The following is a 20,984-nucleotide window of genomic DNA, read 5'->3' as shown; positions in this document are numbered from 1 at the left end:
GTGCGCAGCGGAGCTGCACACCCTACGTGGAGCGCCTCGCGGGGCGGGTGAAGACGAAGATTCCCGCCAGCACCAGCGCCGTGCCGGCCGCGACCCAGGCCGTGAAAGGCTCACCGAGCAGCCAGACGCTGAGGAAGATGGTCGACAGCGGCCCCACCATGCCGGTCTGCGCCGTCACCGCCGGGCCGACGCGCTCGATCGCCATCATCACCAGGAGCACCGGCACCGCGGTGCAGAGGAAGGCATTCAGCATCGACAGCCACAGCACCGGCGGCGCCAGCGCCAGCACGCTCGCCACCGGCCGCAGCAACAGGAACTGCGCGATGCACAGCACGCAGGCCACGCTGGTCGCCAGGCCCACCAGGCGCAGCGCGCCGATGCGCTGCACGAACTCGCCGCTGTACACCAGGTACAGCGCGTAGCTCACCGTGCTGCCGAACACCAGCAGCGCGCCCAGCGGCACGTTGCTGCCTTCCACCTGCAGCTCCTGGCCGAACACCAGCAGCACGCCCGCGTAGCTGATCGCCATGCCCACGACCTGCATGCGCTGCCAGCGCCGCCCGTGCAGCAGCGTGCCGAGCAGCAGCACCAGCGTCGGCGTGAGGTACATGATCAGCCGCTCCAGCGAGGCGGTGATGAACTGCAGGCCGAGGAAGTCGAGGAAGCTGGAAAGGTAGTAGCCGCTGAAGCCCAGGCCGACGACGCCTGCCCAGTCGCGCGCCGTCAAGGGTGGCTTGCCGCGCCCGGCCCACCAGGCCATGCCCAGGAACAGCGGCAGCGCGAACAGCATCCGCAGCATGATCAGCGTGACCGCGTCGACGCCGTAGCGATAGGCCAGCTTGACGATGATGGCCTTGCCGCTGAAGGCAATGGCGCCGGCAAAGGCCAATGCCAGTCCGGACAGGTCGCGTGGCGCCTGTCGCTGTTCGATGACTGCGCTCATTCTTCTTCCAGCAGTCGATGGTGCAGCCGCCGCAGCGACCACCAGACGCCGAACGCGACGAACGGGATCGCCGTCGCCGCCGTCGACTCGGCGCTGAACGGCCAGCCGAGGCCGTGCACGCCCTTGGCGACGTAGCTCACCAGGCCAACGATGTAATATGTGATGGCCGCCACCGACAGGCCTTCGACCGTGGCCTGCAATTTCAGCTGCAGGTCCTGCCGCTTGTTCATGGTGGCCAGCAGCGCCTGGCTGCTTTGCTGCTGCTCGATCTCCACGCGCGTGCGCAGCAGGTTGCTGATGCGCGAGACGCGCTGCGACAGCGCGTCCTGCCGGCGCACCGACCAGGCGATGGTGGCGCGCGCCGGCGACAGGCGCCGCTCGATGAACTCGCCCAGCGTCTGCAGGCCGCCCAGCTTGGCCTCGCCGATGTCGGCCAGGCGCCGGTCCACCAGCTCGAAGTAGGCGGCACTTGCCGAGAAGCGCGAATGCGTCGCGGCGTACTGGCTTTCCACCTGGCCCGCCAGCCGCGTGAGTCGATCCAGCAGTTGGGGCTCCTGGTCGCGGCCGGCGGCGCGGATCGCTTCGGCCAGCGCGGCCAGTTCGCGTTCCACCTGCGCCAAGTCGCCGGACGCCGCACGCGCCACCGGCAGCCCCAGCAGCGCAGCCATGCGATAGGTGTCGATCTCCAGCAGCCGCTGCACCATGCGGCCCAGGCGGCGCGCGGTGAGTGATTCGGGCGGGTCGGCGAGCAGCAGCATGCGCGAGCAGCCGTCGGCATGCAGCGCGAAATCGGTGTAGACCTCGGCGTGGCCGTTGGCGATGGCGGCGCCGACCAGCGCGTCTTCCTGCAGCAGTTGCCGCGGCTTGCCTTCGTTGCCCGCACGCGGCAGCACCCACAGGTGCAACGCGCCCAGGGTCTGGCCCGGCAGGCCGGCCAGCCAATCCTGCGGCACGGCCTGCAGCGCGGTGGGCGGCTCGCCGTTGGCCAGGCCGTCAGCGGCGATGGCGCGGTAGAAGGTCCAGGTGACGAATTCGGTGTGCAGTTCCCAGCGGATGCGGAAGCCGCCGAGGTCCATGCGCACGTGGATGCCCTCGGCATCGGGCTGCGGCAGGTGGTGGTCACGCAGCAGCTTGGCCAGGTGCGCGCGGCTGGCGTCGCGTTCGGCGGCGTCCGCGACCATGACCACGTGCGACAGCACCAGTGGCGCGCTCATCGCGTCGGGCGGGCGGGCGTGGATCTCGTTGTGCAGCGCCACCCGCTGCGCGTGAACCGGAGGCAAGGCCATGCACGCATTCTGGCGCAAAGGAGTTACACGGCTGCCTCAAGAACTGCCGGACCGAGAGAACTTCCGGACGCAAAGGTCGCAAAGGTTCCGCACAAGACGCCAAAGGAATTCAGGTCAAATGGAAAAGGCCCCGAAGGGCCTTTTTTCGTGGGAGCGAAGACGTCAGTCCTCGACGAACGCTTCCTCGCGCTTCGCCTTGATCGAGGGCAGCGCCACGATCACCACCAGCAGCACCGCGGCGGCAAGCAGGCCGGCGGACAGCGGGCGCGTGACCAGCACGCTCCAGTCGCCTCGCGACAGCAGCAGCGCGCGGCGCAAGTTCTCTTCCATCATCGGCCCCAGGATGAAGCCGAGCAGCAGCGGCGCCGGTTCGCAACCCAGCTTGATGAAGCCGTAGCCCACCACGCCGAAGATGGCCACCATCCAGATGTCGAACACGTTGTTGTTGGTGGAGTACACGCCGATCGCGCAGAACAGCACGATGGACGGGAACAGCCAGCGGTAAGGCACGGTCAGCAGCTTGATCCACATGCCGATCAGCGGCAGGTTCAGGATGATCAGCATCGCGTTGCCGATCCACATCGAGGCGATCAGGCCCCAGAACAGCTGCGGGTTGCTGGTCATCACCTGCGGGCCCGGCTGGATGTTGTGGATGGTCATCGCGCCCACCATCAGCGCCATCACCGCGTTGGGCGGGATGCCCAGCGTCAGCAGCGGGATGAAGGAGGTCTGCGCGCCGGCGTTGTTGGCCGACTCGGGAGCCGCCACGCCGCGGATGTTGCCCTTGCCGAACGGCACTTCGCCCGGTTGCAGCTTGGTCTTCTTTTCCACGGTGTAGGCCGCGAACGCCGCCAGCAGCGCGCCGCCGCCCGGCAGGATGCCCAGGGCCGAACCCAGCGCCGTGCCGCGCAGCACGGCCGGGACCATGCGCTTGAAGTCCTGCTTGGTCGGGAACAGGCCCTGCACCTTGCCGGTGAACACTTCGCGGTTCTCCTCGCTCTGGCCGAGGTTCGCGATGATTTCGCCGTAGCCGAACACGCCCATGGCGATGGTGATGAAGCCGATGCCGTCGGTCAGTTCCGGGATGTCGAACGAGAAGCGCGCGACGCCGGAGTTCACGTCGGTGCCGACCAGGCCCAGCAGCAGGCCCAGCACGATCATGCCGATGGCCTTGACCAGGGAACCCGAAGCCAGCACCACCGCGCCGATCAGGCCCAGGATCATCAGCGAGAAGTATTCGGCGGGGCCGAACTTGAAGGCCACTTCCGTCAGCGGCGCGGCGAAGGCGGCCAGGATCAGCGTGCCCACGCAGCCGGCGAAGAAGGAGCCCAGGCCCGCCGCGGCAAGCGCCGGTCCCGCTCGGCCCTGCCTTGCCATCTGGTAGCCGTCGATGACCGTCACCACCGAGGACGATTCACCCGGCAGGTTCACCAGGATGGCGGTCGTGGAGCCACCGTACTGGGCGCCGTAGTAGATGCCGGCCAGCATGATCAGCGCCGACACCGGGGGCAGCGCGTAGGTGGCGGGCAGCAGCATGGCGATGGTCGCCACGGGGCCGATGCCGGGGAGCACGCCGATCAGCGTGCCGAGCAGGCAGCCGATGAATGCGTACAGCAGGTTGATCGGCGTGAAGGCGACGCCAAAGCCGATCGCGAGGTTGGTAAAGAGATCCATGGTTTCCTAGTCCTCTTTCAACCGGTGATGAAGCTGGGCCACACCGGGAACTGCAGCTTCAGCATGACGATAAAGGCGAGGTAGCTGCCGATGGCGAGCACGGTGGCGAGGACGGCGACTTCCTTGGCCTTGAATTCCTCGCCGGCGAGCGCGGCGACGAAGGTCAGGGCGAAGATCGCGACGATCAGGCCCATGGCCGGGATCTTCAGGGCCGGCAGGCCCGCCAGCAGCACGCCGAAGATCAGGTTGGACGTGATGATGAAGAACAGCGGCTTCCAGGCCGCCTTGCCGATCTTCTCGCCGTCCTCGGTTTCCACCACCATCGCCTCGAAGGTGACGAAAAGCCCGATGCCCGCGAGCAGGATGCCGAGCATCAACGGGAAATAGCCGGGCCCCATGCGGGCGCCCTCACCGATGCTGTAGTTCGTGGCGCCCCAGGCGAATGCGATGCCGGCCACCATGAACATGAGCCCCGACCAGAAATCCTTCTGGCTCTTGATCTTCATGTTGTCTCCTACGGGATGTGAACCGGCCGGATTCTGGCGGCAATAGGCCTCCCAACCCATGTGGATTCCACCTACATCGGGTTACCCCACCGGAACCTGACTTCCCAAGTAAAACTCGGGGTTATTTCACTCCAGGGGCGGAGTGGCGGTCAGGACTTCCTCGATGGTGGTCAGGCCTTCGGCCACGCGCAGCGCCCCGGCCAGCCGCAGCGGGCGCATGCCATCGGCCACGCCCTGGCGGCGCAGCATGGGGATGCCCGGCTCCTGGTTCACCTTGTCCTTGAAGGCCTCGGTCACCGTCAGCAATTCGTAAAGGCCCATGCGGCCCATGAAGCCGGTCATGCGGCAGTCGACGCAGCCCACCGGCTTGTACGGATGCCAGTCGCCGCTGATCTTCCAGGGCTTGACCACTTCGTCCAGTTCGGCGCGGGCAGTGCCCTCGTCGGGCTGGCGGCAGTTCTTGCACAGGGTGCGCACCAGGCGTTGCGCCAGCACGCCGATCAGGGTGGCGTTGATCAGGTAGGGCGGCACGCCCAGCTCCATCAGGCGCGCCACGGCGGAGGGCGCGTCGTTGGTGTGGAGCGTGGAGAACACGAGGTGGCCGGTCAGCGCCGCCTGCACCGCCATGTCGGCGGTCTGCAGGTCGCGGATTTCGCCCACCATCAGGATGTCGGGGTCCTGCCGCATCAGCGCGCGCAGGCCCTCGGCAAAGCCGAAATCCAGCTGCGGCTGCACCTGCGTCTGGTTGAAAGCCGGCTCGATCATTTCGATCGGGTCTTCCACCGTGGAGACGTTCACTTCCTCGGTGGCCAGGCGCTTCAGCGTCGAATACAGCGTGGTCGTCTTGCCGGAACCGGTGGGTCCGGTCACCAGGACGATGCCGTGCGGCCGCTTGACCAGCCCTTCCCAGCGCTGCGCGTCATGCGGCGTGAAGCCCAGCGCCTCCAGGTCCTTGACCGTGGTGTCGGGGTCGAAGATCCGCATCACCATCTTCTCGCCGAAGGCGGTGGGCAGCGTGGACAGGCGCATTTCCACTTCGTCGCCGCGCGGGTTGCGGGTCTTGATGCGGCCGTCCTGCGGGCGGCGGCGCTCCACCACGTCCATGCGTCCCAGCAGCTTGATGCGCGCGGTCATGGCGGTCAGCACCGTCTGCGGCATCTGGTAGACCGGGTGCAGCACGCCGTCGATCCGGAAGCGGATGACGCCCTGCTCGCGCCGCGGCTCCAGGTGGATGTCGCTGGCGCGCTGGTCGAAGGCGTACTGCCACAGCCAGTCGACGACCTGCACCACGCCCTGGTCGTTGGCGTCCAGCTGCTTGGTGCTCTTGCCCAGCTCGACGAGCTGCTCGAAGTTGGCGCCGGTGTTGCCGCCCGCCTTCTGCGCCTGCCGCACCGACTTGGCGAGGGCGAAGAATTCGGCCGTGTAGCGGTGGATGTCCTGCGGGTTCGCCAGCACGCGGCGCACGCTGCGCTTGGACTGGCGCTCGACCTCGTCGACCCAGTCGCTGATGAAGGGTTCGGCGGTGGCGACCACCACCTCGCTGGGCGTCACCTGCACCGGCAGCACCTTGTGGCGCTCGGCGTAGGCGGCGCTCATGGTGTCGGCGACCTTGGCGACGTCGACCTTCAGCGGGTCGATGCGCAGGTAGTCCATGCCGGCGCGGCCGGCCAGGTACTGGGTGAGGGTGTCGATGTCCAGCGGTTTGCCGTCGCTGGCGCGCGTCATGGCCACGGCCGCCAGCCGCACCAGCGGGTGCTGGACGCTCTGCGCCTGCGACATGCGGGCGATGGTGCGGCGCGCTTCCTCCTGGCCGATCACGCCGTCCTCGCTGAGCCACTCCACCAGTTGTTGCCAGTGCAGCGGCCCGCGCGGCAGGGTGCGGGCAGAAATCGTCCTCGGGTTGGCGCTCATGGCGCCATGGTAGCGAGGCTTGTCGCTCCGGCCGGCGTTCCGCTTGTTGGACTGTCGTTTTGAACGCAGAAGACGCAGAAGTACGCAGAAGGCGCCGAAGAATCTCCCAGATTTCTGCGTCTTCTGCGGAGCTTTTGCGTCTTCTGCGTTCTCCTGCTGGCGCGCTACTCAGCCGGCCTGCTTGAACACCCGCAACCACTTCCGCGCCGGCAGGCCCCAGCGCGATTCGATCTCGTCGGCGCGGGCGGCCAGTTCGCCGCGCTTGGGTTCGACGGGCTCCCGCAGCGCCAGCACCACGGTGTTGCCTTCGCGCGTCGGCTTGAAGGCCCAGACCGCCTCGGCGCCGAAGGCCGCCTGGATGCGCTTCAGGCTGTGCTCGTAGCTCGAGGCGCGGCCGAACAGGTTGACCGTCATGCAGCCGTCCTCGGTCAGCAGGTGCCGGCAGTCGCGGTAGAACTCCTCGCTGTCCAGTACCGGCGCGGCGGCCTCGTGGTCGTACAGGTCCACCTGCAACGCATCGACCTGCTCCGCCCAGTGCTCGTGCTTCGCCACTTCGGCGGCGTCGCCCAGCACCACCGACAGCCGGCTGTCGTCCTTGGGCAGCTTGAACCACAGGCGGCAGGCTGCCACGACCTGCGGGTTCAGCTCGATCGCCGTGGTCTTCATGCGCAGCCTCTTGTGGCAGAACTTGGTGAGCGCGGCCGCCCCCAGCCCCAGCTGCATCGCGTGGCGCTTGGCCACCGTCGCCGGATCTACGAACAACAGCCAGGCCATCATGCGCTGGACGTATTCCAGGTCGATATCGTAAGGCGCGTCCAGGCGCATGGAGCCCTGGATCCACTCGGTTTCCAGGTGCAGGTAGCGGATGTCGCCGTGGTCGGAGAAGTGGACCTCGGGCAGGCGGAGTGTTGCTTTCACGGGCGCGGATTATCGGCTGTCATGCGCCGCGTTACTTCTGGATACAGTCGAGCTAAGATGCGCGCCGTGACGATGAATGACACGCCCTCCCTGTTGTTGGAAATCCGCGAGCTGCTGCGCGCCGCCGCCGAAGTGCACCTCCCCCGCCTGCTGAAGCTGCGCTCCCGCCTGGGCGCCGACGCCGCCGCGCCCGAGCCGGAGCTGGAAGAAGCCCTGCTGGCCCTGCATGACATCGCGACCGGCCTCGACCTGAGCGCCTTCACCGAGGAGGCCTTCGCCTTCCGCGCGGTCCGCAAGCTGGCGGCCGGCGCCGAGCGTCTGCGCAGCGGCCTGTCGACCCTGAGCTGGCAGGCCGGCCAGCTTTGGACGCTGGCCAAGGACTACACCGACGGCCAGGCCCGCCACGATTTCGTGACGCGATCCGTGCTGGTCGACCTGCAGCTGGAAGGCCGCGCGCTCGGCAAGGTGCTGGAGCAGGCCCGCGCGCTGCTGGACGCCGTGGAGCGGGACCTGTCCGCCCGCGCGGCCGACGCCGAAACCGGCGACCTGAAGTGGTCCGAGGAACGCCGCCGCAGCGAGAAGCTGAGCGCGCGGCACGCGCGCCTGGACGCGCTGCGCCGCTCCGCCGACGCCGCGCACCGGCTTTCGCTGGAGATCGACACCACGCGCAAGGCGTTGGTGACCGCCTTGAACGATTGCGCGATCGGCCCGGCCAACGCCCTGCAGAAGGAGCTGCGCCCGCTCGCCGAGCAGCCGGAAAGCTGCGGCGACGCCGGGCCGGCCCGCGACGCTCGCTCGCACCTGCAGTTCGGGCTGGTCCAGGCCAGTGCGCTGGTCGCCCGCCTGCTGCGCCTGCAGGACAAGCGCGCCACCCGCCTGGACTCGCTGGCCTGGGCCGACAGCGCCTTCAACTGAGCGCGAGCGCGGCCAGCCGCGGCAGCGCCGCCTGCGCGTTGCGTGTGCTCGCTTCGGCCAGCGCATCGCCCGCCATGCCGCGCAGCGCCGCCAGTTCCGCGCCGATGCGCGGCAGCTCCGCCGGTTCGTTGCGGCCTTGCGGCGCGCCATCCGCCCGCTCCTCCGCCGTTTTGTAAAGCCAGTGCGGCGGAATGTCGGGCGCGTCCGTCTCCAGCACGATCGCGTCCAGCGGCACGGACGCGGCCAGCCGCCGGATCTGTAAAGCGCGTTCGTAGGTGACCGTGCCGCCGAAGCCCAGCTTGAAGCCGAGGCGCACGAATTCCGCGGCCTGTTGCGCGCTGCCATTGAAGGCGTGCGCAATTCCCTGCACCGGAATGCGGCGCAGGTGTTTGAGCAACTGGTCGGCCGAGCGCCGCACGTGCAGCAGCACCGGCAGGCCGTGGTTGCGCGCGATCTCCAGCTGGAGGCGGTAGAAGTGTTCCTGGCGGGCCGCGTCCAGGCCCGGCACGAAGTAGTCGAGGCCGATCTCGCCTACGGCCACCAGCCGCGGATCCTCGCGCCGCGCGGCCAGTGCGCGGTCGAGCAAGTCGAGGTCGGCGTCGCGCGCGTTTCCAGTGCACATCGGATGGATGCCCAGCGCATAGCTGTCGCCATGCGCGTGAGCCAGTGCTCGCACGGCTTCGAAGTTGGCGGCGGCAACCGCCGGAATGACGCAATGTGTCACGCCCGCGGCGCGGGCGCGGCTGCGCACCGCCGCCACGTCGCCAGCGAATTCCGGTGCGTCCAAGTGGACATGGGTGTCAATCCACGAGCCCATGGCGGCGATCATGCCGCAACCCTGTGCAAGCCCCGGGAAACCGTGCTACCGTGCGTCATCGGTCAGGGCCGCCGTCCGCCGGCAGCCGACCCGCTTAGTTGAAGGAAGACGGATGCGCAGGCCCGCTCTCTACAGCTCCAGTCGATCGACCCGCCCGGACGCTTCCGAGCCGTCGCCCGCAAGCGCACCCGAGGCCGCTGCCGAAACAGCAGCGCCGCCGCCGCGCACCCAGCGCTGGTACGCGCTGTCTCCCGGCAACCCGCTGCTTCTGTGGAGCGCGATCCTGCTGCTAGGCATCGCGCTCGCCACCAGCCTCGCGCTGCGTCCCATGCCGCGCAAGCTGACGCAGCAGGACATCAACCAGGCCGTACTGAAGACGATGGAAACGCAGGTGATGCCGTCCGAGTACGCGCGCGCCTACGAAAAGATCCGGCCCTCCGTGGTGCGGGTCGTGAGCTATATCAAGAAGAGCCGGCTGAAGGAAGAAGAACAGAAGCTCGTCTCGCGCAGCAACAAGCCCAAGCCGCTGGGCCCGGCGCCGGCGGACATCACCGGCGACGGCGACGAAATAGAGAACGGCGTGGGCACCGGCGTCGTCATCATCGACAAGGGCGTGATCCTCACCAACCTGCACGTCGTCAACGGCGCCGACCACGTGAAGGTCACCTTCTTCGACGGCCTCGAGGCCGACGCCAACATCACCGGCGTGCAGGCCGAGAACGACCTGGCCGTGCTGCAGGCCACCAAGATCCCCGACGACCTGTTCGCGGCCACCATGCGCTCCACCGGCGACCTGACGCCCGGCGACAAGGTGCTGGCCGTGGGCTTCCCCTTCGGCATCGGGCCGTCCGCCTCCGGTGGCATCGTGTCCGGCCTGGGCCGCGTGTTCCGCTCGCCCGAAGGCAAGCAGGAAATGCGCAACCTGATCCAGTTCGACGCCGCGGCCAACCCGGGCAACTCCGGCGGGCCGCTGGTCACCATGGACGGCGAGGTCGTGGGCATCGTCACCGCCATCCTCAACCCCACCGCGGCGCGCACCTTCATCGGCATCGGCTTCGCCGTGCCGATCGAGAACGCCGCCACGGCCGCCGGGCTGCCGCCGTTCTGACGGCGCCCCATCCTTCCAACCTGAGCAGGGACCGCATGGACAACACCAGCCGCACGGACAGCGCCACCGCGCAATTGATGGAGCAGATCCTCTACGAGGTCAAACGCGTCGTCGTGGGCCAGGACAGGTTCCTGGAGCGCGTGATGGTGGCCATGCTCGCGGAAGGCCACCTGCTGGTGGAAGGCGTGCCCGGCCTGGCCAAGACGCTGACGGTGAAGACGCTGGCGCACACCATGCGCGGCCAGTTCAAGCGCATCCAGTTCACGCCCGACCTGGTGCCGGCCGACCTGGTGGGCACGCGCATCTACAACCAGCGCACCGGCGAGTTCAACACCTCGCTGGGCCCGGTGTTCGCCAACCTGCTGCTGGCCGACGAAATCAACCGCGCGCCGGCCAAGGTGCAGAGCGCGCTGCTGGAAGTGATGCAGGAACACCAGGTGACGATCGCCGGCGAGACCCACAAGGTGCCGGACCCCTTCCTGGTGATGGCCACGCAGAACCCGATCGAGACCGAGGGCACCTACCCGCTGCCGGAAGCGCAGGTGGACCGCTTCATGATGAAGGTGCTGGTGGACTACCCGACCGACGAAGAGGAATTCGTCATCGTGCAGCGCGTCACCGGCCCGGCCGTCGAAGTGACGCCGGTCGCCACCACCGAGCAACTGCACGAACTGCAGAAGGAATGCCGCCAGGTCTACGTGGACCCGTCGCTGGTGCAGTACGCCGTGAAGCTGGTGTCCGCCACCCGCTGGCCCGAGCGCCATGGCCTGAAGGACATGGGCAAGTACATCACCTACGGCGCCAGCCCGCGCGCGACGATCGCCTTGACCGAAGGCGCGCGCGCCATGGCCATGCTGCGCGGCCGCGGCTACGCGCTGCCCGAGGACATGACGGACCTGGTGCTGGACGTGCTGCGCCACCGCGTGGTGCTGTCGTACGAGGCGCTGTCCGAGGGCCTGAACTCCGACCAGGTGGTGCAGAAGATCATGGCCAAGATTCCCCCGCCGGCCAAACCGCTGGAACATGAAAAGCTGGTGGCGTAAGGACTCCCCGGAACCCGCCGCGGCCCCGGCCACGGCGCTGCCCGTGCATCACGCCGAGCAGGTGCTGCGCCGCCTGGAATGGAAGGTGATCATGCGGCTGGACGGCCTGCTGCAGGGCGACTACCGCACCCTGCTGCGCGGCGCCGGCCTGGACCTGGCGGACCTGCGCGAATACCAGCTGCACGACGACGTGCGCCACATCGACTGGAACGTCACCGCCCGCCTGCAGGTGCCGCACGTGCGCGTGTTCACCGAGGACCGCGAGATGTCGGCCTGGTTCCTGGTGGACCTGAGCCCCTCGGTGGATTTCGGCTCCGGGGACCTGCGCAAGCGCAACGTGTCGGCCGAATTCGTGGCGGTGCTCGCGCGCCTGCTCACGCGCCACGGCAACCGCGTGGGCGCGATGCTGTACGGCGACGGCGTCGAGCAGGTCATCCCCGCCCGCAGCGGCCGCCGGCACGTGTTGCACCTGCTGCACAGCATGCAGGACCGCGTGGTCACCAGCGAGCCCGGGCCGACGCGCCTGTCCGACCTGCTGGTGTCGGCGGCCAGCTTCATCAAGCGGCGCTCCACCGTCTTCGTGGTCTCGGACTTCATCAGCGAACCGGGCTGGGAAAAGCCGCTGGCGCAGCTGGCGCAGCGCCACGAGGTGGTGGCCGTGCGCGTGCTGGACCCGCTGGAACTGGAGCTGCCGGACCTGGGCCTGCTGACGCTGCGCGACGCCGAGACCGGCGACCAAGTGGTGGTGGACACGCATGACACGGGTTTCCGCAAGCGCTTTGCCCGCATCGCCGCCCAGCGCGAAGCGGAGCTGCGCGAGGCCCTCACCCGCGCCAGCGTGGATGCCCTCGAACTGTCCACCGATGCCGACCTGGTGGATGCGATCATCCGGTTCGTCGAGATGCGCAAGCGGCGCAGCCAGCTTGCGGCCGGCAGCCTGCCGGCGCACCTGAAGCGCATGGCTTGAGAAGGGGGAGCATGCAATGAATTTCCTCTGGCCCGAATTCCTGTGGCTGCTGCTGGCCGCGCCGGTGCTGGTCGGCTTGTACCTGCTGCTGTTGCGACGCAAAAGGAAGATGGCGGTGCGCTACGCCTCGCTGTCCATCGTGCGCGAGGCGATGGGCACCGGGCAGCAGCTGCGGCGGCACATTCCGCCGGCTCTGTTCCTCCTGGGCCTGATAGCGCTGGTGTTGGCCTCGGCCCGGCCGGTGGCGGTGGTGACCTTGCCGTCCAACCAGCAGACCATCATCCTGGCCATGGACGTGTCGGGCAGCATGCGTGCCACCGACGTGCAGCCGAACCGGCTGGTGGCCGCGCAGAACGCCGCCAAGGCCTTCATCGGCGAGCTGCCGCGCACCGTGAAGGTGGGCGTCGTCGCCTTCGCCGGCTCGGCCCAGGTGGCGCAGTTGCCCACCACCAACCGCGAAGACCTGATCACCGCCATCGACCGCTTCCAGTTGCAACGCGCCACGGCCACCGGCAACGCCATCGTCATCTCGCTGGCGACGCTGTTCCCGGACCAGGGCATTGACCTCAACTCCATGGGCACGGGGCGCGAGCGCCAGCGCGGCTTCGCCATCGACGGCGAGCGCAAGGAGGCCAAGGAGTTCACGCCGGTGGCGCCGGGCTCGTACACCTCCGCGGCGATCATCATGCTGACCGACGGCCAGCGCACCACGGGCGTGGACCCGCTCGACGCCGCGAAGATGGCTGCCGACCGTGGCATTCGCGTCTACACGGTGGGCATCGGCACGGTGGATGGCGAGACGATCGGCTTCGAGGGCTGGTCGATGCGCGTTCGCCTGGACGAGGAGACTCTGAAGGCGATTGCGCAGAAGACTTCTGCGGAGTACTTCTACGCCGGCACCGCGCATGACCTGCGCAAGGTGTATGAGACGCTGAGTTCGAAGCTGACGGTTGAGAAGAAGGAGACGGAGATTTCGGCGTTGTTTGCGATGGCGGCGGCGGCGTTGGTGTTGATTTCCGCGGCGCTGTCGTTGTGGTGGTTTAACCGGATTCTCTAGCGCTCGTTACCCCGGCGCCGCCCTCGTCATCCCCGCGGAGGCGGGGACCAATAGAGCCAAAGCGGCGCGCTGTTCACTGGTTGCCACGTTAGGCCGGATTCTTATTCGAGCCCAAACTGTCCTCGGGAATAGACGGCAAAGCATCCTTGGGACTCGGCAACAGGGGCGCCGCTGGAGCCCTCTCCTGGACGATCCGCCGGCTAAGTCGATCAAGGTCTTGATAGATCCACTCGGCCCGAAAACCAAGCTGCTCTAGTTCAGACCGAATTTCAGCAGTCATTTCGGCAGCAATCTCAATCTTCTGCAGATGCTGCTCCATGCCAGTGATCTTGTTTAGGGGAGTAGCATCAAAGCCGTGCACGGTGAAGCAGCCCTGCTGCGCAACCAACCGCGAGTTCGAGACGGGTGGCTCGATTGCAATCGGCAGCCGCGGCGTTGTTGGCTCGCCCGAATGCTCCGGACGCAAGCTGTCAGGCAAATAGGAATGGACCGTCCAGTTGAATCCAAAAGGGCTGTAGTCCAGTTTCGGAACAAATAAAGCTTCGCGGTCGTGCGCCAGCTTATTCAGGGCGTACGGATTCATGATCCAAACGGCAGGCGTCTGTTCTGGATCCGCGTCATCTTCGGAGAAATCCAAAGCAAAGAACAACGCGGCCAGTGGCGACTTAGACCAATCTAACAGTCTCGTGGGAAGCCCATGGTGCTGCATGAGCGCATAGATTTCCCACGGATCGGTGTACTGACGGTGAGCGTAGGCCGGGAGGTGCACCCGAAACTCCTCAATCAACGACATCTCGTCATTAATGCCCCGCCAAACAGTGCCCGGCACTAGATCTAGCTCGCTCTTCGAAATACCGCGAAACCAGAGATGCCCATATGGCAAGCTCAAAAAATTTGAAGCGTCAACCACTCGCTGGACGTACTCAGAAACGCGCCTAATCTGCTGCTCGACGGGTGCAGGCTCTTTAGAGTTCATTTGCTAGAGGCTAATGTGAAGGCATTCGACGAATGACGTGCGGTCGATGACCCGCCGCCTAGACGTCCGAAATCCACTGAACTGGTTTACCGTAGCTCAGAACGTGAGATTGCGCTCCAACCAGTCATTCACGTCCTTGGGGCCGAAGCCGGTGTAAGGCTTCCTAAGCGAGATTACATAGAGATTATCATTCGGATCAAGAAACGGCTTCAACCCGTCGTACACCGTCTGAGGATCCGAGGTAGTGGAAATTGCATACGACGACTCGGATAGACGAGCCCACGCATAGCTCTTGATCTTCTTCAGGAGATCCGTGTAATCTTTCCCCGGCTTATTGAGATCGTACGTAATCAAGAACGTTGTCATCCTCATCTCCTCTGCAAGAGGCTCAGAGGATGCGCCATCTGCTTCCGCTGTCCATCGTCCCGTTGGGCGACGAACAAAGTTCTATGGCCTAAACCGTCGGCGGTGCGAGGGTGCGCAGACGCATTGCACCACGAAGTGCACGCTCAGCTGCGGATGACGTCACGGTGCCACTTTGCATTGCCATTTCGTGCACGTCCGAGAGCCGAATGCAGTCGCGACGCCAACTAGAAAGAGCAAGCTCCGCGTCCGTGTCGATGACGTGTTAGAAACAGAAGCGGGAGGCTTGAATTACGCAGAATTCCATGCGGCCCCGTCAGGCCTCACTGGTCGCTCCTCCATGATCAATGGGCTGAGGGTTTACAAATCTGCCCTCCACTTCAGAGACAGGAATCCAGTCTGCCAGTCTCACCGTGAACCCCTGCTGGGCGATTGATCTACCCACCAATTGCAGGTATTCGATGTCTGCGGCGAATTTTCCGAGATCTAGGACCTGCTTGCCAACATCGGTAAGCAGATAGACCTCGAGTTCAAGACGCTTCGCGGCTTCTTCATGCTCTGCGATGAGCGCTTTGTTGTGGGACACGAACACCGTGCGAAACCGACCTTCGATTGACGTCTTGAAGATAGTTGACAGTCCGATTGACTCAACCCCTGACAAAAGGCCCAAGTTTTGCATTCTCAGGAGAAGTGAGACGTCGATTCCTCGTGCTTCCAAGTAAGCACTTGGGCCTTTCATCACGCGTCCGCTGATCACGTAACGGGCCAAAGTACTAAACAAGTCGGCCTCTTCCTTTGAGATCGTTCGCAGGAAATCAAGAGTTCGCAGGGAGTATTTGCCTGGGCACTTCACTTCGCCGGCAAGCACGCTTCCCCACAGTCTCTGGAGGTCCTCGGCCGAGACCCTGCCTGCGTTTTCTTGCCAAGAGTGCAGCCAGTCTTCATCAACTTTTCTCTCTGCCGGCTCCTGCGGGTCGCGAACGAGCTCCTCCTCGGCGAAGAGTACCGCTTTGCTACGATTTATCTCGCCCCGCGCACTTTCTAAAGCAGCTATCGTCGCGCCTGCGTTGGCCACAGACCCGAAGTCAAGTACCGGTTCGATTCGAAAGCATGCGTCTTGCAACACCGACGCCGGTGCGGCAAGAGCCTGGGTACCGTCTGGACTCAATTGCTTTCGGCCAGCTCTCAGGTCGGCGGCGTCTCTCTCCGCTTGCGCAAGCATCAACAGCTCTTGACGGCGCACTTCGATGCGAGCCCGACCTTCGCGAAGCGTTTGCCACGGTGTGAGCAATGAACCAATGCCCTTTTCCGCGAGCGTCTCCCAAAGCCTGATGACCAGCTTCTCGCCAGGAATATCCATGTAGCCTCCTTAGGCTAAAGATCGGGGTAGACCAAGCGGCCGTCGCAGAGCGCAGCGCCGCTATGGGGAACTGCGTCGCTCCGATAAGCCCCGGCCAACCGGTGTCGCCGCCACATAAGCATCGCGGAGCGAGCTCGTTGAATATCCGCGATTGCGACAGGCCCCTTCGGCATGAAGAGGATCGCCCTTCCCTCCTGGCAGAAACAAAGGAGACAATGCATCCAGTATCCCCGCACGTCCAACGCAGTGCCTGTAAGTTCTATAGATAAGAACAATACACCGGATCCTCGACACGTATCAAGTCTCATTGGCGCCACGCGTTCTCGCGCGTCACCTCCAAGCAAAGCGGCCCGAAGGGGCCGCTTTTAATTGATTGAATTCCCGCTCGCGGGGATGACGAAGGGTTAGCCGAGTCGCCCGCTCGTCAGCCGCAACTGGCGCCCACACCGGGCCGCCAGTTGTTCATCATGCGTCACCATCACAAACGCAGTCCCCCGCTCCCGCGCCAACTGCAGCATCAACTGAAACACCACATCCGCCGTCCCTCGATCAAGGTTCCCGGTGGGTTCGTCAGCGAGCACGCAAGCCGGATGCGTCACCAGCGCCCGCGCAATCGCCACCCGCTGCCGCTCGCCGCCAGAGAGTTCAGCAGGCCGATGCTTCACCCGCTCCCGCAACCCCACAGCAGCCAGCATTTCAGCAGCAGTGCGACTCACCTCCTCCAACGGATCCCGCCGAATCCTCAGCGGCATCCCCACGTTATCCAGCGCACTGAACTCCGGCAGCAAATGGTGGAACTGGTAAACAAACCCCAGGTGCTTGTTCCGCAACCGCCCCTGCGCCGCCGCATCCAGCTTCGCCAGCTCCTGCCCCATCAGCTGCACATTGCCAGCCGTGGGCGCATCCAGGCCGCCCAACACATGCAGCAGCGTGCTCTTGCCGGAGCCCGAAGCGCCAACGATCGCCAGCGTCTCCCCCGCATGCACCTGCAAGTCCACGCCTTTGAGAACGTCCACGGAGAGATCCCCCTCGGAGTAGCGCTTGCTCACTCCCTGGCAGGACAGCACCACGCCGGTGTGGGGCTCCACCGCGCCTAGCGTCGGCGCCACAGGATCAAGAGTCGGAACATCATTCATACCGCAAAGCCTCCGCCGGGTTCACGCGGCTCGCGCGCCAGCTCGGATACAGCGTCGCCACGAAGGACAGCACCAGCGAGATCACCGCAATCGGCACGATGTCGCCGGACTGCGGGTCGCTGGGCATGCGGTTGATCAGGTAGACGTCCTTGGGCAGGAAGCTGGCGTTCAGCAAGTGCTCCAGCGCCGGCACGATCACGTCGATGTTGAAGGCCACCAGCAGCCCCAGCAGCAGGCCGACCAGCGTGCCGATCACGCCCACCGCCGCGCCCTGCACGACGAAGATGCCCATGATGCTGCTCGGGCTCGCGCCCAGCGTCCGCAGGATGGCGATGTCGGCGCGCTTGTCGGTCACCGTCATCACCAGCGTGCTCACCAGGTTGAAGGCGGCCACCGCCACGATCAGCGTGAGGATGATGAACATCATGCGTTTCTCGACCTGCACCGCCGTGAACCAGGTGCGGTTCTGGCGCGTCCAGTCACGCACCAGGAAGTCGCCCGAAAGCGTGTGCGTCAGTTCGTCGGCCACCCCGCGGGCCTTGTTCAGGTCCTTCAGCTTCAGGCGCACGCCGGTGGGGCCGTCGAGCCGGAAGATGCGCTCGGCGTCCTCGATGTTCAGCATCACCAGGCCGCTGTCGTATTCGAAGTGGCCGCTGTCGAAGGTGCCGGCCACCCGCATCTGCTTCAGGCGCGGCACCACGCCGGCCGGCGTCATCTCGCCGCCGGGCGCGATCAGCGTCACGGCGTCGCCGGTCTGCACGCCCATGGCGCGCGCCAGCTCGATGCCCAGCACGATGTTGAATTCGCCCGGCTTCAGCCGGTCCAGCGCCGCCTTCGACGTGGCAGCCACGTCCGTGACCTGCCCTTCCAGCGCGGGGTCGATGCCGCGCACGATGGCGCCGCGCATGTCGTCGCCGCGCGCCAGCAGCGACTGGGTCGCCACGAAGGGCGCGGCGCCGATCACCTCGGGGTTCTTCTTCGCCTCGGCCATCGTGCGCTGCGTGTCCGCCAGCGTGCCGCCGCCGGGCCCGAAGATCTCGATGTGCGAGACGACGCCGAGCATGCGGTCCCGCACTTCCTTCTGGAAGCCGTTCATGACCGACAGCACGATGATGAGGGCCGCCACCCCCAGCGCGATGCCGAGCATCGACACGCCGGAGATGAAGGAGATGAAGCCGTTGCGGCGGGTGGCGCGGCCGGCGCGTGTATAGCGCCAGCCCAGCACCAGCTCATAGGGAAGTGCCATTGCAGCCTAGGGTTGGAAGGTGGGCATCGGCGGCGATTGTGGCATCCCCGACAATACGGCTGTGTCAGACGGAGTCCACTTGATCGTTCCCTTCGCCGGTAGCTCTGCCGCCGGCTGCGTCCAGGCCCTGCGCGGCCTGGCGCTGCCCAACCTGCAGAAGCTGCTGGCCCGCCTGCAGCCGGCCGGCAGCGACGCGGGCAACGCCGAAAGCCTGTCCATGCCCCACGAAACAGCCCTGGCCCGCGCCTGCGGCCTGCCCGCCGCCGACGGCCTGGTGCCGCTGGCGGCCTGGCAGGTGCGGCAGCAAGGCGGTGATCCCGGTCAAGCTGAATCAGGAGCCGGCACCGCAAGCGGCGCCGGGTGGGCCTGGATCACCCCCGCCCACTGGCGCGTGGGCCGCGACCGCATCGCCATGGCGCATCCCCAGGAGCTGGCGCTCGACGAGGCCTATTCCCGGGGCCTGCTGGCCGCCATGGCGCCTTATTTCACCGAAGATGGCATCGAGCTGCGCTACGACACACCAACGCGCTGGCTGGCCCGTGCCGACATCTTCCGCGACCTGCCCACGGCCTCGCTCGACCGCGTGGGCGGCGCCGACATCGACCCCTGGCTGCCGCGCAGCGCCGCCGCCGGGCCGCTGCGGCGCCTGCAGCAGGAAATGCAGATGCTGCTCTACACGCTGCCGCTCAGCGAAGAACGTGAGCGCGCCGGCCATTTGCCCGTGAATTCTTTCTGGATCAGCGGCACCGGCGCCTTGCCGCCCGATGCGCCGGCCCAGCCGCCTGCTAGCCTTCGCGTCCCCGGCCAGTTGCGCGAAGCCGCGCTGGTGGGCGACTGGCCCGCGTGGGCCACCGCCTGGCAACAGCTGGACGCGCGCGAGTGCGCCCAGCTGCTGCAGGATCTCGATGCGGGCCGCGCCGTGCAGCTGACGCTGTGCGGCGAGGCCCATGCCCGCACCTGGGCATCGGCGGGCGCCAGCTTCTGGCGGCGCGCCGCCGCCCTGTTCAACAAGCCGTCCGCGGCCGCGCTGCTGGAGGCGCTATGAAGATCATCACCCGCGAGGTGCCCCCGCGCGCCGCCTGGGCGCTGGAGCAGGCGGGCGTGCACCCGCTGCTGGCGCGCCTGTATGCCGCGCGCGGCGTGCTCGCCAAGGAAGAACTCGATAACGGCCTGGGCAAGCTGCTGCCGCCGGCGTCGATGAAGAACGTCAACGAGGCCGCGAAGTTGCTGGCCGACGCCATCACCGCCGGCCGCAAGCTGTGCATCGTCGCCGACTACGACTGCGACGGCGCCACCGCCTGCGTGGTCGGCCTGCGCGGGCTGCGCCTGCTGGGCGCGCAGAACGTCGACTACCTGGTGCCGGACCGCGTGGCCGACGGCTACGGCCTCACACCCGTCATCGCGCAGCGCGTGAAGCAACGCGGCGCCGACATGCTGATCACGGTCGACAACGGCATCGCCAGCCTCGACGGCGTGGCGAAGGCGCGCGCACTGGGGCTGGACGTGCTGGTGACCGACCACCACCTGCCGGGCGCAACGTTGCCCGAAGGCGGCTTGATCGTGAATCCGAACCAACCGGGTTGCGACTTCGAGAGCAAGTCGATCGCCGGCGTCGGCGTGATGTTCTACGTGCTGCTGGCCACGCGGGCTGAACTGCGCGCGCGCGGCGTGTTCGACGAGCAGAACCAGCCGCGCCTGGACACGCTGCTGCCGCTGGTGGCGCTGGGCACCGTGGCCGACGTCGTCAAGCTCGATGGCAACAACCGGCGCCTCGTGGCGCAGGGCCTGCGCCGCATCCGCGCCGGCGCGCTGCCCTGCGGGCTGGCGGCGCTCTTCACGGCTGCTGGGCGCAAGTCGCAGGTGGCCACCACCTTCGACTTCGGCTTCGCGCTGGGGCCGCGCATCAATGCCGCGGGCCGCCTGGCCGACATGACCATCGGCATCGAGTGCCTGCTCACCGACGATGCGGGCCGCGCCGACGAACTGGCGCGCTCGCTCGACGCCATCAACCGCGAGCGGCGCGAGATCGAAGGCGACATGCGCGAGCAGGCGATGGAGATCGTGGACGCGCTGTTCGAGGAAGGCGACGAGCCGCCGCCGGCCATCTGCGTGTTCGACCCCGACTTCCATGAAGGCGTGGTCGGCATCGTCGCCTCGCGCATCAAGGACAAGCTGCACCGGCCCACGTTCGTGTTCGCCGCCAGCCAGGCGCCGGGCAAGGAGCACGAGCTGAAAGGCTCAGGCCGCTCCATCCCCGGCTTCCACCTGCGCGACGCGCTGGACCTGGTGGCCAAGCGGCATCCGGGCGTGCTGCTGCGCTTCGGTGGCCATGCGATGGCGGCGGGCTGCACGGTGGCCGAAGAACACTTCGACGTGTTCGAGGAAGCGCTCGCGCAGGTCGCGCAGGAATGGCTGGACAAGGCAACCTTGCAGCGCCGGCTGCACACCGACGGCCCGCTCGATCCGCAGTACCGCCGGCCCGACCTGGTCGACACCTTGCACGGCGAGGTCTGGGGCCAGGGCTTCGCGCCGCCGGTGTTCAGCGAGGAAGTGGAAGTGCTGTCGCAGCGGCTGGTGGGCGAGAAGCACCTGTCGCTGAAGCTGAAGCACCAGGGCCAGCCGGTGGACGCCATGTGGTTCGGCCACACCGATCCCTTGCCGGCCAAAGTGAAGATGGCTTTCCGCCTGGAAGCAGACGAGTGGCAAGGCGCACGCCGCGTGCGCTTCCTGGTCGAAGGGGTGGAGCTCTAATCCCGCG

19 protein-coding genes are annotated in these 20,984 nt (G+C 66.7%); 7 read left to right on the top strand and 12 right to left on the bottom strand.

The annotated features are described in order from the left end of the window. Positions 1-22: 22 nt before the first annotated feature. The 6 genes from HHL11_RS08140 to HHL11_RS08115 form a co-directional block, all read right to left on the bottom strand. Entirely contained in the window at positions 23-943 is a 921-nt protein-coding gene (locus tag HHL11_RS08140) for a DMT family transporter (RefSeq protein WP_169417903.1), read from the bottom strand. After that, positions 940-2,229, bottom strand: a complete 1,290-nt coding sequence (locus HHL11_RS08135) for a DUF3422 family protein (RefSeq protein ID WP_169417902.1) — start codon at positions 2,227-2,229, stop codon at positions 940-942. The genes HHL11_RS08140 and HHL11_RS08135 overlap by 4 nt, the downstream gene beginning before the upstream one ends. Before the next feature lie 162 nt (positions 2,230-2,391). Continuing rightward, complete coding sequence (locus HHL11_RS08130; protein ID WP_169417901.1) at positions 2,392-3,903, bottom strand: tripartite tricarboxylate transporter permease; 1,512 nt, start codon at positions 3,901-3,903, stop codon at positions 2,392-2,394. A 17-nt stretch (positions 3,904-3,920) separates the two neighbouring features. Then, a complete protein-coding gene (locus tag HHL11_RS08125) occupies positions 3,921-4,409 on the bottom strand; it encodes a tripartite tricarboxylate transporter TctB family protein (protein WP_169417900.1) in 489 nt (162 codons plus the stop codon). Between the two features lie 126 nt (positions 4,410-4,535). Continuing rightward, the gene (gene tfpB, locus HHL11_RS08120; RefSeq protein WP_169417899.1) at positions 4,536-6,320 is read right to left on the bottom strand and encodes a type IV pilus assembly ATPase TfpB; all 1,785 of its coding nucleotides are present in this window, start codon (positions 6,318-6,320) and stop codon (positions 4,536-4,538) included. A gap of 168 nt (positions 6,321-6,488) precedes the next feature. Then, complete coding sequence (locus HHL11_RS08115) at positions 6,489-7,238, bottom strand: spermine/spermidine synthase domain-containing protein (protein ID WP_342593190.1); 750 nt, start codon at positions 7,236-7,238, stop codon at positions 6,489-6,491. Between the two features lie 72 nt (positions 7,239-7,310). Here HHL11_RS08115 and HHL11_RS08110 point away from each other — a divergent pair, with 72 nt between their 5' ends. After that, positions 7,311-8,153: a hypothetical protein gene (locus tag HHL11_RS08110; RefSeq protein ID WP_169417898.1), complete on the top strand. Its 843-nt coding sequence runs from the start codon at positions 7,311-7,313 to the stop codon at positions 8,151-8,153. Here the strand turns inward: HHL11_RS08110 and HHL11_RS08105 are convergent. Then, positions 8,146-8,970 (bottom strand): TatD family hydrolase, encoded by an 825-nt coding sequence (locus HHL11_RS08105; protein ID WP_169417897.1) that lies wholly within the window; start codon positions 8,968-8,970, stop codon positions 8,146-8,148. The two genes, HHL11_RS08110 and HHL11_RS08105, sit on opposite strands and share 8 nt — an antisense overlap. Positions 8,971-9,082: 112 nt before the next feature. Here HHL11_RS08105 and HHL11_RS08100 point away from each other — a divergent pair, with 112 nt between their 5' ends. Genes HHL11_RS08100 through HHL11_RS08085 form a run of 4 tightly spaced genes read left to right on the top strand, consistent with a single transcriptional unit; the run spans position 9,083 to position 13,145 of the window. Next, entirely contained in the window at positions 9,083-10,078 is a 996-nt protein-coding gene (locus HHL11_RS08100; RefSeq protein WP_169417896.1) for a S1C family serine protease, read from the top strand. Between the two features lie 35 nt (positions 10,079-10,113). Continuing rightward, positions 10,114-11,121: an AAA family ATPase gene (locus HHL11_RS08095; RefSeq protein ID WP_169417895.1), complete on the top strand. Its 1,008-nt coding sequence runs from the start codon at positions 10,114-10,116 to the stop codon at positions 11,119-11,121. Next, a complete protein-coding gene (locus tag HHL11_RS08090; RefSeq protein ID WP_169417894.1) occupies positions 11,102-12,088 on the top strand; it encodes a DUF58 domain-containing protein in 987 nt (328 codons plus the stop codon). The genes HHL11_RS08095 and HHL11_RS08090 overlap by 20 nt, the downstream gene beginning before the upstream one ends. Before the next feature lie 16 nt (positions 12,089-12,104). Further along, entirely contained in the window at positions 12,105-13,145 is a 1,041-nt protein-coding gene (locus tag HHL11_RS08085) for a VWA domain-containing protein (RefSeq protein ID WP_169417893.1), read from the top strand. Between the two features lie 88 nt (positions 13,146-13,233). Here the strand turns inward: HHL11_RS08085 and HHL11_RS08080 are convergent, their stop codons facing one another. The 5 genes from HHL11_RS08080 to HHL11_RS08060 all read right to left on the bottom strand — a co-directional run bounded on the left by HHL11_RS08080 (position 13,234) and on the right by HHL11_RS08060 (position 18,226). Next, entirely contained in the window at positions 13,234-14,121 is an 888-nt protein-coding gene (locus HHL11_RS08080; RefSeq protein ID WP_169417892.1) for an FRG domain-containing protein, read from the bottom strand. A gap of 96 nt (positions 14,122-14,217) precedes the next feature. Continuing rightward, positions 14,218-14,487, bottom strand: a complete 270-nt coding sequence (locus HHL11_RS08075; RefSeq protein WP_169417891.1) for a SinR family protein — start codon at positions 14,485-14,487, stop codon at positions 14,218-14,220. A 313-nt stretch (positions 14,488-14,800) separates the two neighbouring features. Then, positions 14,801-15,844: a DUF2806 domain-containing protein gene (locus HHL11_RS08070; RefSeq protein WP_169417890.1), complete on the bottom strand. Its 1,044-nt coding sequence runs from the start codon at positions 15,842-15,844 to the stop codon at positions 14,801-14,803. 404 nt (positions 15,845-16,248) lie between these two features. Further along, entirely contained in the window at positions 16,249-16,980 is a 732-nt protein-coding gene (lolD, locus tag HHL11_RS08065) for a lipoprotein-releasing ABC transporter ATP-binding protein LolD (RefSeq protein ID WP_169417889.1), read from the bottom strand. After that, on the bottom strand, positions 16,973-18,226 hold the full coding sequence (locus tag HHL11_RS08060) for a lipoprotein-releasing ABC transporter permease subunit (protein WP_169417888.1): 1,254 nt from the start codon (positions 18,224-18,226) through the stop codon (positions 16,973-16,975). Before HHL11_RS08060 ends, lolD begins: the two co-directional genes overlap by 8 nt. 79 nt (positions 18,227-18,305) lie before the next feature. On the opposite strand from HHL11_RS08060, the gene HHL11_RS08055 reads away from it, so the two are divergent. Together HHL11_RS08055 and recJ are read left to right on the top strand one after the other, a co-directional pair. After that, positions 18,306-19,271 carry a phosphoglycerate mutase gene (locus HHL11_RS08055; RefSeq protein ID WP_205964229.1) on the top strand — a complete coding sequence of 322 codons (966 nt, stop codon included), beginning with the start codon at positions 18,306-18,308 and terminating at the stop codon, positions 19,269-19,271. Further along, positions 19,268-20,977 carry a single-stranded-DNA-specific exonuclease RecJ gene (gene recJ / locus HHL11_RS08050; RefSeq protein WP_169417886.1) on the top strand — a complete coding sequence of 570 codons (1,710 nt, stop codon included), beginning with the start codon at positions 19,268-19,270 and terminating at the stop codon, positions 20,975-20,977. The genes HHL11_RS08055 and recJ overlap by 4 nt, the downstream gene beginning before the upstream one ends. Positions 20,978-20,984 lie beyond the last annotated feature (7 nt).

Source organism: Ramlibacter agri (assembly GCF_012927085.1).
Taxonomy (GTDB): domain Bacteria; phylum Pseudomonadota; class Gammaproteobacteria; order Burkholderiales; family Burkholderiaceae_C; genus Ramlibacter; species Ramlibacter agri.
This window is presented reverse-complemented; position numbering and strand designations above follow the sequence as displayed.